Consider the following 14,941-nt stretch of genomic DNA (forward strand, 5'->3'; position numbering starts at 1 on the left):
GCCCCAATGCCAGTCAGTTAAGCGCTAGAACGAGCAACCGGCAACCTGTGGCGAGCGGGCTTGTCCCGCGTTGGGGCGCGTAGCGCCCCCAAAGAGGGACGAATGCGGTGTACCCGATACCCCGCAGAGACAGCTTTTGGGGCCGCTACGCAGCCCGACGTGGGACAAGCCCGCTCGCCACAGTGATAGTGTTCCTTCTTAACTGACTGGCATTGGGAAAAGCCCCCTCCCACATTTAAGCCTGGCGGTGTTGGATGGATTGCGTTTGACGCACTTATAAGCTTCCGGTAAGTAACTTTTTTGTCATGTATCAGGCTGAGTAAACTGCTCGGGTATTTCTAATCCCGAGTTACCCGTTCATGACATCCCTCGCTGCCCCCGCTCTCCAGGCCGCAGCCAAACCGACTGCCCTGAGCCCGCCCGTGTTCGGCCCGCGTATCATCATCGGCCTGGTGGGGGTGTTGTTGGCGGTGCTGGTGTCCGGTCTCAACGAAATGGTCACCAAGGTCGCCCTTGCCGATATTCGCGGCGCGCTGTACATCGGCTTTGACGAAGGCACCTGGCTGGTCGCGGCGTACACGGCCACCTCCGTGGCGGCCATGGCGTTTGCGCCCTGGTGCTCGGTAACGTTTTCCCTGCGCCGTTTCACCCTCTGTGCCATCAGCCTGTTCACCGTGTTGGGCATCCTGTGCCCATTTGCGCCGAACTACGAAAGCCTGCTGGTGCTGCGCACGGTGCAAGGCTTGGCCGGTGGCGCATTGCCGCCGATGTTGATGACCGTTGCGCTGCGTTTCTTGCCGGCCAGCGTCAAGCTGTATGGCTTGGCCGGGTATGCCCTGACCGCCACCTTCGGCCCGAGCCTGGGCACACCGTTGGCGGCGCTGTGGACCGAGTATGTCGGCTGGCAATGGGCGTTCTGGCAGATCGTCGGGCCGTGCCTGTTGGCGATGGCGGCGGTGGCCTATGGAATACCGCAAGACCCGCTGCGCCTGGAGCGCTTCAAGCAATTCAACTGGCGCGGCCTGCTGTTGGGCTTCCCGGCGATCTGCATGCTGGTGATCGGCCTGTTGCAGGGCAATCGCCTGGACTGGTTCGAGTCGGGCTTGATCACCTTTATGCTGTGTGGCGGCACGCTGTTGCTGGTGTTGTTCATGCTCAATGAATGGTCGCACCCCATGCCGTTCTTCAAGTTGCAGATGCTGGGCCTGCGCAACCTGGCATTTGCCCTGATCGTACTCGCCGGTGTGCTGATGGTGCTGACCTCGGTGATCATCATCCCGTCGAGTTTCCTCGCCCAGGTCCAGGGTTATCGGCCGTTGCAAACGGCGCCGGTGATGTTGCTGATGGCGCTGCCGCAGTTGGTCGCGCTGCCGCTGGTGGCCGCGTTGTGCAACTTGCGCTGGGTTGATTGTCGCTGGGTGCTGGGGATCGGTTTGAGCATGCTGGTCCTGTGCTGTATCGGCAGTGCGCAGTTGACCTCAGCGTGGATTCGCGACGACTTCTACGGCCTCTATCTGCTGCAGATTTTTGGCCAACCCATGGCGGTGCTGCCGCTGCTGATGCTCTCCACCGGCAGTATCCAGCCGGTAGAAGGGCCATTCGCCTCGGCCTGGTTCAACACCGTCAAGGGCCTGGCCGCGGTGGTCGCCACCGCCGTGCTGGATACGCTGACGACCCAGCGCCTGCACGTTCACTCGACGATGTTGGTGGATCGCCTGGGCAATTCGCCGCTGGTCGACGGTGATGCACCGGGCCTCGCCCATCGCGTGCATGAGCAGGCGGTGGTGCTGACCTCTTCGGATCTCTATTTCGTCATGGCCGGTGTCGCGGCGGCGTTGATCCTGCTGATTTTCTGGATGCCCACGCGGATCTATCCGCCGCGCGCTCCGACCTAGCCACAAGGACTCTCCATGAAACGCAAAGACAAAATTGCCGTCTCCGTTATTGCTGTGTTTGCCGTCGGCGTATTGGTTTACCTGGTCGCGCCGGGCGTACTGGGCAGTAAGCACCAGAGCACCAACGACGCCTTCGTCGCTGCTGACTTCACCCTGGTCGCGCCGCGCGTGGCCGGCTTCATCAAGGAAGTGTTGGTAGAAGACAACCAGCGCGTCAAAGCCGGCCAACTGTTGGCGCTGATCGACGACCGTGATTTGCGCGCCGCCGCCCAGGCTGCCGATGCGGACACTTTGGTCGCCCAGGCCCAGCTGAAAAACGCCACCGCAACCCTGGAGCGCCAAAGCTCGGTGATCGCCCAGGCCCAGGCCACCGTCGCGGCGGATCGCGCCGAGGTGGCTTTCGCCGAGCACGAATTGAACCGCTACAACCACCTGGCCGGCGTGGGCGCGGGCACGGTGCAGAACGCCCAGCAAGCCAAGACCCGCATCGACCAGGCTACCGCGCGCCTGGCTAACGCTACCGCCGTGCTGGCGGCTGAACGCAAGCAGGTGGAAATCCTCACGGCCCAGCGGGACGCCGCTGAAGGTGGGCTGAAGCGCGCCCAGGCGGCGTTGGAAATGGCCAGTTACCAGCTGTCCTACACGCGCATTGTCGCGCCGGTGGATGGCATGGTGGGCGAGCGCGCCGTGAGGGTCGGCGCCTATGTGACGCCGGGCAGCAAGATTCTCGCGGTGGTGCCGCTGAATGAAGCCTATGTGGTCGCCAACTTCCAGGAGACGCAACTGTTCCATATGCACGCCGGTCAAGCCGTGCAGGTGCGCGTCGACAGCCTCGACGGTGAACCGCTCAACGGCCACCTGGAAAGCCTCGCGCCGGCTACCGGGGTGACGTTCGCTTCGGTCAAACCGGATAACGCCACCGGCAACTTCACCAAGGTGGTGCAGCGTATTCCGGTCAAGATCGTCCTGGAGCCGAACCAGCCACTGACCGAGCGCCTGCGTGTCGGTATGTCAGTAGAAGCCAGCGTCGACACTCAGGCCGTTGCACCACAGCGTGAGGTCGCGCAGCAATGAGACACGCCGTTTGGTTCACCTTGAGCCTCATCAGCCTGAGCGCCTGCAGCGTCGGCCCGGACTTCCAGCGGCCCCAAGGCCCAAGCGTCACGCAATGGAGCGAGCCTCAGGGGCGCCAGGCCGTCAGCCGCGCGGTCACCGACCCGTTGCAGGAACGCTGGTGGGATGTGTTTCACGACGCGCAGCTTTCGGCCCTCACTCGCCGAGCCCTCACCGATAACCTCGACCTGAAACTGGCCAGCAGCCGCTTGCAACAAAGCCGTGCCGTGCGCCAGGTGACCACCGCCGAGCGTTACCCCGACGTCGAAGCCACGGGTGCTTACCAGCGCAAACGCAACAGCGGCAAAGGCTTGAACGACCCCTCTGGCGAGAACGGCCGTTCGGCCTACAGCCAGTGGGACATGGGCTTCTCGGCCGCTTGGGAGCTGGACTTCTGGGGCCGGGTCAAGCGCGAGACCGAAGCCGCCGACGCCACCCTGCAAGTCGCGGAAAACGACCGCCGGGCCGTGCTGTTGTCGGTGCTGGCCGAGACCGCCCAGGACTACATCCAACTGCGCGGCGTGCAAAACACCCGCGCCGTCACCGAGCAAAACCTCGATGTTGCGCGCCACAGCCTCAAGCTCTCGCAACTGCGTCTGGCCGACGGTGTTGCGACAGACCTGGACGTCGCCGAGGCTGCCGCTCAGGTGGCCACCATCGAAGCGCGCCTACCGGCGTTGCAACAGCGCCAGGACCAGTTGATCAACGCCTTGAGCCTGTTGATGGGCGAGCCGCCCCAGGCCCTGCACGCGCAGCTCTCCAAGGACGCTGCTGTGCCGCAAACCCAACGCCAGGTCGCTATCGGCCTGCCGTCGGAACTCGCCGAACGCCGTCCCGACATTCGCCAGGCAGAAGCGCGCTTGCACGCGGCCACCGCCAATATCGGCGTGGCCAAGGGCGACTTCTACCCGCGGATCACCTTGTCCGGGAGCCTCGGATCCCAAGCCATGCAGTTGTCGGATTTCGGCACTTGGGGCTCACGCGCCTTCGCCTTCGGCCCACAGTTCAGCCTGCCACTGTTCAACGGCGGGCGCCTGCAGGGCATGTTGAATTTGCGTGAAGCCCAGCAACAGGAAGCGGCCCTTGCGTACCAGCAAACAGTGCTGCGCGCCTGGCATGAAATCGATGATCAACTGACCCGCTACAACGCCAGCCAACTGCGCCGCGACAGCCTCGCCGAGGCCGTACGCCAGAACCAGATTGCCCTCATCACGGCGCAACATCAGTACGTCGAAGGCGTGGTGGATTTCGTCAACGTACTCACTGTGCAAAGCGCGCTGCTGGCGACCCAGGAGCAGTGGGTGGAAAGCTCTACCGGCGTGTCGTTGGCGATGGTTGGGTTGTACAAGGCGTTGGGAGGCGGGTGGGAGTCGGTGTATCCCGTGCAAACTGCCCAATCCAAATGTGGCAGGGGGGTTGCTTCCGATTGCGGTTGATCAGTTCATATGCTGATGTCTGACACACCGTTATCGGGAGCAAGCCCCCTCCCACAGGGGAAATGTGCTGTTCGTAAGGGGGTGTTCGGTCACGGATTCTGCAAGAACACCACATACCCCCGAAACCACTCACTGCCCTTCAAATACCCTGGCGCTTGCCACGCGCCCCCCTGAATCAACCCCACCTTGAACGGCACTCCCAAGCGATTCATGCGTGGCAGGTACGCCGCGTAATCCGGGATGCTGTGGCGCCCTTGATACGTCTGTACCACCACTTCATCCACCACACCCTTTAGCTGGGCGATGGCGGCTGGGTCGGCGTTGCTGCTCCAGTCCATCAGGCCGGTGATGCTCAGGCGCAGGTCGGCAGGCAGGCGTTGGCGCAGGTCGCGCAGAAAACCCGCGTATTCGTGCAGGTATTGGGTGCGGGCGTCGAAATCGATCTGGATGCCGACCACCGGGTTGCCCGCGTCACGCCAGCGTTGCACCTGGCCGAGCAGTTGGGTGTAGACCCGCTCCGGCCAGTGCAAGGTGTGGGCGCGGTAGACCACCCAGACGTCCCCTTGGGTAATGCGCGGTACGCTGATGCCTTGGGCGATGAACTGCACGCCGCGCTGGGGCGCGCGGCGGGTGGAGTTGATCTGGCCTTGGAGGATGTACAGGGTTTTCGCCTGCTTGAGCACCGGCTGGGGCGTGACGCCGCTCCACAGCCAGAAGGCGTCGTAGTCGCGGGCGTCAACGGCGCCGAAGGCCGGGCTTGCCAGCAACAGCAAGCCTAGCCACACGTGCTTCACCAGTAGTACTTCAGCGACTCGGCCCACTCGGTGTCGGCAAACCCGGTTTTCAACTGGCGGAACCAGCCTTTGCGCACGGACTTGTCCACATCGACGCCACCGCAGTTGTTATAGCCGGCCCGGGCATAGCAGTTGATTGCGCGAAACAGGGCGTAAGCCTTGTCGTTGTGGGCAGCCTTGGGGTTGGCGATGACCTGCCGGTAACCGTCGAGCCGCGAGAAGGTTTCGCCTTTGAACAGCGAGTCGGTGCTGCCCAGGCTACCGGCGGAGCGCGCCTGGTCCAGCGGCATGCCATCCAGATTGTTACGCAGGATGAATTCGCCCAGGCAGTTCAGGCCCTTGGGGTTCTTCGGGTCGGCCTGCAGGGTGCTGGCGATTTGCGCAACGCTCGGGCAGGCGTAGCCGGACTCGGCTTTGTCGCCGTTCCACTGGAACATCTGCAGCGACCGACCGTCAGCGTAGACATAACCCAGGCTCGGGCTGAGTTTGCCCTCGGGCACCGACGCCGGCAGTTGCTTGAAGTCCTCGGCGAAAGTGGCGTATTGGCCGCGCATCAAGTCCTTATAGAGCAGCACAAACTGGGCCGTGTCGCGTTCGGTCGGGTCGCTGGCTTGGGTGATCTGCTGACGCAGCAGCGCTTGGCCTGCAACGTTACGCAGCAAGATGTAGCGCACCTGCTTGGCGCTGATCGGCGAGTCGGCCGCGAACACCTTGGCCACTTGCCCGCTGCGCTCGTAGTTCATGGCCAGGGCCAGTTCCAATTGGTCGCGCTGCAAGGGTTGCTTGGCCAGGGGCATCAGTTTCAGCCACAGCGCTTCGGCGCTTTTCCAGTCACCCTTGGACTCCAGGGCCAGGCCGCGCAGGGTCTGCTGGCTGAACGCGAGGTAATCCAGGCGTGCAGGCACGTCTTGGGGCAGCAGTTTCAAGGTGGTATCGGGTTGGTGCTCGACGTACAGGGCAAACGCCGCTTGCACGTAGTCGTACAACGCCGGTTCCTGGGCAAACACCGGCTTTTGCTCGGCCAATGCTTCGCGGGTCAGCTTGGGCGGGTTGCCGGCGCGCATCCACATCAAGTCATTGAGCGCCAGGGTGAATGGGTTGGCCCCGGGGGTGTTGATGGCGCTCAGTAGTTTGTTGTCGGTTTCCTGCACCAGGTCATCCAACGACACGTTGCTGTGCTCGGCGTTGAATTGGGTCAATTGTGCAGCAAGGTCGTTCGCCAGTTTGTCGGTATCGCCCGCCAGCCAATGCACCCGACGCAACAAACCCTGGGCGGAGACCGCGTATTCACCCTGTGGGTAAGTGCTCAGGTACAGGTTGAAGCTCGTATCGGCATCGGCCAGTACCGACTTATCCACACGCTGCAATTGCGGCATGCCGTATTCGTCGAAGGCGTTTTCCTGGGCCTGGTTCAATTCGGTACGGGCGATCATATAGAGCGCCGTTTCCTTGACCCACGGCAGGCTGCCGGCGGTGGCGGCGACAAAACCACGTTGTGCGTCGCCAAAACGACCGCTGTAGAAGTCGCCGGCTGCTTGAAGGTAGGTGCGCAGTTCGCGACCTGAGGCCGACTGGATCTGATCCGGGTCACCCAGGCTTGCGCCTTCCCAGGTGCACGCGCCGAGCAGGTGCAGGCGGCCTGTGACCAGGAGACGGCGTTCCGCTTCAGGCAGATCGGCTTTGATGACCTGGCCGATAAACGCCGTGGCGCTGCTGTCGTCATTGCTACGGCAGCGACTGCCTTCGCCGGTCAGAAACGCGTCACCGGCGGCTTTGTCGTTTTCACGCGGGATACCCAGAGGCGCAAGCAGTTGAGCGAGTGTGCTCGGGGTGGGGGCTGCGTCGGTTTTTTCGACGCTGGCATCGGTTGCCGGGGTGAGGCGATACACCGGGAATGGCACCGGGCCGAAACCTTGTTCCAGGTCCGTTTCACCCAGTGCGTTCGGCGTCAGGGCCGCCACCTGCTTGTCTGCCAGCAACAGCCGCAGGTTGACCCGGCTATCGTTGCCGGGGCTCAAGAAGGGCAGGTTGCTGCATCCTTCAAGGCTATCGCGTGATACCCGCCAGTCGGGGTAACACGAGTCATCGCCACTGGCCTGGGCTTGGAGCGAAAGGCCGGCGAGCAACGCTATTACCAGGGGAGACAGAAAACCGATGCGCATGACGTATCCTTGATCCTTAGTCCTTTGAAGGGGGCAATAATAGCGTGATCTGATAAGCGCTTCGGTGAAGACCTACACAAATCAAAGATTTGTCCGATTCCAGCAGCGAATCGAGGCCTTTTGTCCTAGAGTGGCGGTTGTTTGCATAGGTGCAGGTTTTGCCTAGGAAATGGGCAGTGGCAGGGGAATCGAGGTGCGACGGGTTGTGGTAGAGCAAGACGACAAAGTTGGGTCATTACCCACGTTCAATCGCCTCTCGCAGGCTTGGCAAGGTGCTACCTGGATGACTCGGTTATGGTGGGTGCCGATCCTGGTGCTGGCTGCGGGGATGCGCTTTTACGGCCTGACGGCCTCCGCCATCTGGGGGGACGAAGCCTCGAGCCTGCTGCTCAGCGAATACGCTGCAGGCGATCTGTGGTTTCACGCGGCCCATGATGTGCACCCGCCGTTGTATTTTTTCCTGCTGCGCGGCTGGATTGGGTTGTTTGGCGATGGGATTTTATCCCTGCGCGGTATGAGTGCGATCCCTGGCGTAGTTGCCGTCGGCCTGGGTATCTGGCTGACGCAGCAGCTGTCGACTCGTCGGGCGGCTGTGCTGGCGGGAATCCTGCTGGCGTTGCTTCCCACCGCCGTGCGCTACAGCCAGGAAGTGCGCATGTATTCACTGCTGGGCGTCTGGCTGTTGGGTGCCACGCTGGCGTTGGTGTATTGGGTACGGCAACCCGAGCGCATGCGCTACTTGGTGGCCTATGTACTGCTGATGACCGCCGGCTTCTACACCCACTATTTCACCGCGCTCTGCGTGTTGGTGCATTGGGTCTACCTGGGGCTGTTGGGTGGCTCCGGGCTGTCAGGCCGGCGTTTAATCGGGCGCCCGGCGTGGTGGGCGGCCAATTGTATGATCGTGTTGTTGTACCTGCCCTGGCTGCCCAACCTGCTGGACCTGGTGCAGCACGTTGATGAACTCAAGGTCGGCGGGGACATTGGCTGGGAAGATCCGGTCAACGCGTCCTCGGTACCGTCGATGATCTGGACGTTTCTGCTCCAGGACGAGGGTGTTGGCTTTTGGCCGCCGCTGTTCTGGTTGTTCCCGTCAATGCTGATCGCGATTGTTGCGGTGACGGCCTGGCGAGACCGTGAGCGCTACCGGCCGGCCAGCCTTTTGGCGTTGTTTTTCCTGCTGCCGCTGCTGCTGGTGTACGGGGTGTCGTTTATTTCCCCGGTGTTTATCGAGCGCTACCTCACGGTGTACGCATTGGGCTTGCCGATCCTCGTGGCCTTGGCCATCGACCGCCTGCCTGCGCGCCTGTCACTGCTCGGTGCGGCACTGTTGGTGCTGGTTGTGGGTGTGGAACTGATGGGGCTGAAGAACAACTTCACCGTCGATGAGCAGGATCAATTCAACGCGCCGGTGGAGTTCGTCAACCGCAACTACCAAGAAGACGATCGCATCGTTCTCAGCGACATGTTGTGGTACCTGCCCTACGTGTATTACGACCAGACCGATGCCCAGTTGCAGCTCTACACACCGCCCAAGCCCGACGGTACATCGACCCGGCCGAATGCCTATGGCTTCGGCACACTGGTGGACCAGGACGGCGGGCGCATTTACCTCGACCGCCTGTCGGCATTGCCGGCCGATACCCGTCGTGTGTGGTTGATCAGCAGCAACGAAGCCCCGGATGACTTTGCTCCGCTGCCTGAAGGCTGGCGTGAGCTGAGTCGCCAGGATGGCGGCGGCGCCAGGGTACGCTTGTTCGTGCTGTGCCACGTACCAGCGCCGCAACCCGAAGGTTGCCGCTAGACTCAGTTAAACCGTCTCTCATCTGGAGCTCGCCATGGAATCGCCGGTGCACACCCTGCCGTCACTGTTCAAACAACTGGGTTTAGCGGACGACCCGGTCAGCATTGACCGGTTTGTCGCCGTGCATTCACCGCTCAAGCCGGATTTGAAACTCGCGGATGCGTTCTTTTGGACGCCAAGCCAAAAGGCGTTTTTGCTCGAGGAGATTTTGGAGGATGCGGATTGGGCCGAGGTGGTGGACGAGTTGAATGTGTTGTTGCGTACTGGGCGAGGTGTGCAACAGCCTTAGAAAAAAGCAAAAACTTGAGAAAATGATCGGAGTCGAAAGCCATCGCGCCCACGCCTGTTGCTGATTCAGTGCTTGACCCTCTTCTTTTGGCGCAACCGGTAACTGTGAGGGAGTTTGCTCCCTCGCCACAGTTACATCGACGCTGCATAAATCACCCTCCTGCTGCTGAAAACCCGCTTTACTTACCTCACCCCCTTCACGCTTCCCGCCACCCATCCACAAATTTGTTTCAAAACTTGACGACGTCCAATCCTTCCACCATATTGATAGTTAGCAAACTAACTGTATGCGAACGATCCAGTGTCCCAAACCCTCGAACAACTCCATATGAACCTCAGCAGCAGCATGGTGGTGGGCGCCCGTCATTGGCGCAAAATCTGCCAGACCACGCTGATGAGTTACGGTATTTCCGAAGCCTGTGCCGTGCCATTGTTGATGATCGGTCGCTTGGGCGACGGTGTGCATCAGGTCAAAGTGGCCCAGGCATCGGGGATGGAAAGCCCGTCGCTGGTGCGCTTGCTCGACCAGCTGTGCAGCGGCGGCTACGTGTGCCGTACCGAAGACATCCACGACCGCCGCGCCAAGGCGTTGAGCCTCACCGAGCGCGGGCGTGAGCTGGTGCAAGCGGTGGAAGGGCAACTGGTGCGCCTGCGCCAGGAAGTGCTGGCGGATGTTGCCCACAGCGATCTTGAAGCCGCCCTGCGTGTACTGAGGGCGTTTGAAGCGGCCGGGGTTGCTACGTCTTGAACGGATTTTTTACCGGTTTCCCGCCAGCCCGCGACTGGTTCTATGGGGTGCGTACGTTTGCGGCATCGATGATCGCGTTGTACATCGCCATGCTCATGCAAATGCCACGTCCGTATTGGGCGATGGCCACCGTGTATATCGTCTCCAGCCCGTTTGTCGGCCCGACCAGCTCCAAGGCCCTGTACCGTGCCATCGGCACATTCATGGGCGCGGCGGCCGCGGTGTTTTTTGTGCCGATGTTTGTACAGTCGCCGTATGTGCTGGTGGTGGTGATCGCCTTGTGGACGGGCATTCTGCTGTTCCTGTCCATGCACCTGCGCACGGCCAATAACTATGCGCTGATGCTGGCCGGTTACACCTTGCCGCTGATTGCCTTGCCAGTGGTGGATAACCCGCTCGCGGTCTGGGATGTGGCCGAGGCGCGCACCGAGGAGATTTTCCTCGGCATCGCGGTAGCGGCGGTGGTGGGCGCGATGTTCTGGCCACGGCGGCTGATGCCCGTGTTTGACGGTTCGGTGGCCAAGTGGTTTGCCGATGCCCAGGTCTACAGCCAGCGCTTCCTCACCCGTTCTGTAGCGCCTGAAGAAGTCAGTAACCTGCGCGGCGGCATGGTCGCCACCTTCAACACCCTCGAATTGATGATCGGCCAACTGCCCCACGAAGGCGCGCGGCCGCAGACAGTGCGCAATACCAAGGAACTGCGCGGGCGCATGATTCACCTGTTGCCCGTGATCGATGCCTTGGATGACGCGGTGTACGCCATCGAACACCGCGCACCGGAGTTTCTTGATCGGCTCACGCCGTTGCTGGCGCAGGCCAACGCCTGGCTGGAGAGCACGACTGAAGACGCGCCCCTTGAACGGTGGCGCTCGCTGCGCGACCAGATCGACGCCCTGCAACCTCAAGGCGAAGCGCTGGACGACCGCCACACGCTGCTGTTCTCCAACGCGCTGTACCGTCTGGCGGAATGGGTCGATCTGTGGCAAGACTGCCGCAGCCTGCAAGCCGCCATCCAATGCGAAAGCCAAGACACTTGGCGCGCCGTGTACCGCCACTGGCGCCTGGGGCGCCTGACGCCATTCCTTGACCGTGGGCTGATGTTCTACTCGGCGTTTTCCACCGTCACCGCGATCATCGTCGCCTCGGTGCTGTGGATCCTGCTGGGTTGGACCGACGGCGGCAGTGCGGTGATCCTGGCCGCCGTCGCCTGCAGCTTTTTCGCCTCGATGGATGACCCGGCGCCGCAGATCTATCGGTTCTTTTTCTGGACCGCGATGTCGGTACTGTTTGCCAGCCTGTATCTGTTTCTGGTGCTGCCCAACCTGCACGATTTCCCCATGCTGGTGCTGGCCTTCGCGGTGCCGTTTATCTGCATCGGCACCCTTACCGTGCAGCCACGCTTCTATCTGGGCATGCTGCTGACGCTGGTCAACACTTCGTCGTTCATCAGCATCCAGGGCGCCTACGACGCGGACTTTCTGAATTTCGCCAACGTCAACCTGGCCGGCCCGGTGGGCTTGCTGTTCGCCTTTGTGTGGACGTTGATCGCCCGGCCCTTCGGCGCAGAACTCGCGGCCAAGCGCCTGACCCGTTTCAGCTGGCGCGACATCGTCAGCCTCACGGAGCCTGCGACCCTGGCCGAGCACCGGCACATGGCTGCGCAGATGCTCGACCGCCTGATGCAGCACCTGCCGCGCCTGGGCCTCATCGGCCAGGACACCGGCAGCGCCCTGCGCGATTTGCGCGTGGCGCTGAATCTGCTCGACCTGCTGGCCTACTCGCCACGCATCTACGGCGTGCCGCGGGTACTGCTCAACCAAGTGGTCGAAGGCGTCGGCGGTTACTTCAAGGCCTGCCTCAAGGCGGGTGAACGCTTGCCTGCGCCGAGCGGTCTGCTGATGACCCTCGACCGCACACGCCGCGCCCTCAACGGGCAAGGTCTGCAAAACGAAGACGACACCCGCCTGCATCTGCTGCACGCATTGGCAGGCCTGCGCTTGTCATTGCTGCCTGGCGTGGAATTTATTGGCGGCACTGAAATGGAAGCGCCGCTACCTGATGGAGCGCCTTTATGATCGGTGATCTGGATATCAGCGGGGTGTTCCTGCCCACGCTACTGGTGCTGATGGGCATTACGTATGTGTTGTTCCTGGTGGTGCACGGGCTGTTGACCCGCGTCCACTTCTATCGCCTGGTCTGGCACCGGGCATTGTTCAATGTGGGGCTCTACGCGCTGTTGCTGGGCGCAGTGGACTCACTCAGTCGATACCTGATGACATGAAAAAACCTTTTTTGACCATCGGCCGTGTAGTCCTGACCTTGTTGATCGTGAGCTTTGCGGTCGTCGTTGTGTGGCGCATGGTCATGTACTACATGTTTGCGCCCTGGACCCGCGACGGGCACATTCGTGCCGACATCGTGCAGATCGCCCCGGACGTGTCCGGGCTGATCCAGCAAGTGGAGGTGCGCGACAACCAGCTGGTGACCAAGGGCCAGGTGCTGTTTGCCGTGGACCAGGACCGCTTCAAGCTGGCCCTGCGCCAAGCCCAGGCCGCCGTGGCCGATCGCCAGGAAACCCTGGCCCAAGCCCAGCGCGAGAACAAGCGTAACCGTGGCCTGGGCAACTTGGTGCCCAGCGAACAACTGGAAGAAAGCCAATCCCGCGTAGCCCGCGCCCAATCGGCCCTGGCCGAAGCCCAGGTGACCGTGGACGCTGCCCAGCTCAATCTGGACCGCTCGGTCATCCGCAGCCCTGTGGACGGCTACGTCAACGACCGCGCACCGCGTACCCAGGAATTTGTCACCGCCGGGCGCCCGGTGCTGTCGGTGGTGGACAGCAACTCCTTCCATATTGACGGCTATTTTGAAGAGACCAAGCTCGACGGTATCCACGTCGGCATGGGCGTCGATATTCGTGTGATTGGCGACAACGCCCGCTTACGCGGCCATGTGCAGAGCATCGTCGCCGGTATCGAAGACCGCGACCGTACCAGCGGCTCCAACCTGTTGCCCAACGTCAATCCGGCATTCAGCTGGGTGCGCCTGGCCCAGCGGATTCCGGTGCGCATTGCCTTTGATGATGTGCCGCCGGACTTCCGCATGATCGCCGGTCGCACGGCCACGGTGTCAATCATCGATGACAAGACCGCCGCCAAAGAAAAAGCGCGGCAGGGAGAACAGCCATGAAACCGGCGGCGTTGCTGGCTACGGCTGGCTTGGGCTTGCTGCTGTCGGCCTGCCAGATGGTGGGCCCGGATTACACACTGCCGGAAAAGTCCGCGATCAACCGCGGCGACCTGCAAGGCCGGATCGCGGGTGAGGGCAGCAACGTGGTGTCAGCGCCGGTGCCGGCTGACTGGTGGAAGCTCTACAAAGACCCACGATTGGATGAATTGGTGCGCCAGGCCATGGCGTCCAATACCGACCTGCGTGTGGCGGCGGCCAACCTGCAACGCGCACGCTATCAAACCCAACAGGCAGAGTCCGCGGGCGGTTGGAGTGCGGGTGTCAAAGCCGAAGCCCAGCGCTTGCAGGAGTCCGGTGAAGCATTTTTGCTGCCGGAAAAGGTGCCGGTCGGGAATATCGGCAGCGTCGGTATCAGTACCTCGTACCAGTTCGATTTGTTCGGCACCTTGCAGCGCGGCATTGAAAGTGCCCAGGCCAGCGCCGACGCGGCCCAGGCTGCCGCCGACATTGCGCGTATCACCTTGGTGGCGGATGTGGTGCGTTCGTACACCCAGGTGTGTGCGGCCAACGAAGAGTTGGCGATTGCCAACGAGTCCCTGGACCTGCAAGGCCAGAGCACAAAGCTGACCCAGCGCCTGCGTGACGCCGGGCGTGGCGACGAAACCCAGGTCACCCGCTCGCAAACCCAATACAAATCCCTGCGCGCCGACATGCCGCGCTACGCAGCGGCGCGCCAAGCGGGCTTGTTCCGCCTGTCGATGCTGTTGGCCAAACCCGTTGACCAACTGCCGGCCGGCACTGGCACCTGCGCCGAGCTGCCACACATCGCTCAGTTGCTGCCGGTGGGCGACGGCGCCGCGCTGCTCAAGCGCCGCCCAGACGTGCGCCAAGCCGAACGCCAACTGGCCGCCGCGACCGCGCGTATTGGCGTGGCCACCGGTGCGCTGTACCCGGACATCAGCATTGGCGCCACCGTGGGTACGGTCGGCCTGCTGGATGACTTGGGCACGCCGGCGACCAACCGGTGGGGCTTTGGCCCGCTGATCAGTTGGTCGGTGCCGACCAACGGCGCACGGGCGCGTATCCACGAAGCCGAAGCCGCCACCCAGGGCGCCCTGGCGCACTTCGACGGCGTCGTCCTCAACGCCGTCCGCGAAACCCAGACCAGCCTGGCGCAATACACCGCGCAACTGCAACGTCGCGACGCGTTGGCCGAAGCGGGTGACTCGGCCAAGGAAGCGGCGGGGCAGACCCATCGCTTCTTCCAGGCCGGCCGTGCGTCGTTCCTGGCTGACTTGCAAGCCACGCGCACTTACACGGATGTGCGGGCGCAACTGGCGGCGGCCAACACCCAGGTGGCCATGAGCCAGATCGATCTGTTCCTGGCGCTGGGCGGCGGCTGGGAAAGCGGACGAACGCAAGCGTCACAATCCGGCAAACCCTGAGCACAAAGCTATGCTTTGACAGGTGGGCCACCTTGAGGCCCGCCTGTCACGGCTCGCGTTTGCTCATGGG

12 protein-coding genes are annotated in these 14,941 nt (G+C 62.5%); 10 read left to right on the forward strand and 2 right to left on the reverse strand.

Annotated features, from left to right (window positions below; all coding sequences use genetic code 11):
- Positions 1 to 359 precede the first annotated feature (359 nt).
- From M5B43_RS21585 to M5B43_RS21595, 3 genes are read left to right on the forward strand one after another with little or no spacing between them, the layout of a single operon-like run.
- Entirely contained in the window at positions 360 to 1,895 is a 1,536-nt protein-coding gene (locus M5B43_RS21585) for an MFS transporter (RefSeq protein WP_248751977.1), read from the forward strand.
- Positions 1,896 to 1,910: 15 nt separating this feature from the next.
- A complete protein-coding gene (locus M5B43_RS21590) occupies positions 1,911 to 2,969 on the forward strand; it encodes an HlyD family secretion protein (protein WP_248751978.1) in 1,059 nt (352 codons plus the stop codon).
- Positions 2,966 to 4,444, forward strand: a complete 1,479-nt coding sequence (locus tag M5B43_RS21595; protein WP_248751979.1) for an efflux transporter outer membrane subunit — start codon at positions 2,966 to 2,968, stop codon at positions 4,442 to 4,444. The genes M5B43_RS21590 and M5B43_RS21595 overlap by 4 nt, the downstream gene beginning before the upstream one ends.
- An 89-nt stretch (positions 4,445 to 4,533) precedes the next feature.
- Here the strand turns inward: M5B43_RS21595 and M5B43_RS21600 are convergent, their stop codons facing one another.
- Both M5B43_RS21600 and M5B43_RS21605 read right to left on the reverse strand, forming a co-directional pair.
- On the reverse strand, positions 4,534 to 5,238 hold the full coding sequence (locus M5B43_RS21600) for a DUF3142 domain-containing protein (RefSeq protein WP_248751980.1): 705 nt from the start codon (positions 5,236 to 5,238) through the stop codon (positions 4,534 to 4,536).
- Positions 5,235 to 7,400, reverse strand: a complete 2,166-nt coding sequence (locus M5B43_RS21605; RefSeq protein WP_248751981.1) for an outer membrane assembly lipoprotein YfiO — start codon at positions 7,398 to 7,400, stop codon at positions 5,235 to 5,237. The genes M5B43_RS21600 and M5B43_RS21605 overlap by 4 nt, the downstream gene beginning before the upstream one ends.
- A 193-nt stretch (positions 7,401 to 7,593) precedes the next feature.
- On the opposite strand from M5B43_RS21605, the gene M5B43_RS21610 reads away from it, so the two are divergent.
- The 7 genes from M5B43_RS21610 to M5B43_RS21640 all read left to right on the forward strand — a co-directional run bounded on the left by M5B43_RS21610 (position 7,594) and on the right by M5B43_RS21640 (position 14,871).
- Entirely contained in the window at positions 7,594 to 9,204 is a 1,611-nt protein-coding gene (locus M5B43_RS21610) for a glycosyltransferase family 39 protein (RefSeq protein WP_248751982.1), read from the forward strand.
- A gap of 34 nt (positions 9,205 to 9,238) precedes the next feature.
- Positions 9,239 to 9,493: a DUF2789 domain-containing protein gene (locus M5B43_RS21615; RefSeq protein ID WP_248751983.1), complete on the forward strand. Its 255-nt coding sequence runs from the start codon at positions 9,239 to 9,241 to the stop codon at positions 9,491 to 9,493.
- Positions 9,494 to 9,820: 327 nt separating this feature from the next.
- On the forward strand, positions 9,821 to 10,240 hold the full coding sequence (locus tag M5B43_RS21620) for a MarR family transcriptional regulator (protein WP_248751984.1): 420 nt from the start codon (positions 9,821 to 9,823) through the stop codon (positions 10,238 to 10,240).
- A complete protein-coding gene (locus tag M5B43_RS21625; RefSeq protein WP_248751985.1) occupies positions 10,237 to 12,315 on the forward strand; it encodes an FUSC family protein in 2,079 nt (692 codons plus the stop codon). The genes M5B43_RS21620 and M5B43_RS21625 overlap by 4 nt, the downstream gene beginning before the upstream one ends.
- Complete coding sequence (locus M5B43_RS21630; protein WP_012721577.1) at positions 12,312 to 12,521, forward strand: DUF1656 domain-containing protein; 210 nt, start codon at positions 12,312 to 12,314, stop codon at positions 12,519 to 12,521. Before M5B43_RS21625 ends, M5B43_RS21630 begins: the two co-directional genes overlap by 4 nt.
- Positions 12,518 to 13,426 (forward strand): efflux RND transporter periplasmic adaptor subunit, encoded by a 909-nt coding sequence (locus tag M5B43_RS21635; RefSeq protein WP_248751986.1) that lies wholly within the window; start codon positions 12,518 to 12,520, stop codon positions 13,424 to 13,426. The genes M5B43_RS21630 and M5B43_RS21635 overlap by 4 nt, the downstream gene beginning before the upstream one ends.
- On the forward strand, positions 13,423 to 14,871 hold the full coding sequence (locus M5B43_RS21640) for a TolC family protein (RefSeq protein WP_248751987.1): 1,449 nt from the start codon (positions 13,423 to 13,425) through the stop codon (positions 14,869 to 14,871). Before M5B43_RS21635 ends, M5B43_RS21640 begins: the two co-directional genes overlap by 4 nt.
- The last annotated feature ends 70 nt before the right edge of the window (positions 14,872 to 14,941 follow it).

Origin of the sequence: Pseudomonas sp. MWU15-20650 (assembly GCF_023242475.1) — a bacterium.
Taxonomy (GTDB): domain Bacteria; phylum Pseudomonadota; class Gammaproteobacteria; order Pseudomonadales; family Pseudomonadaceae; genus Aquipseudomonas.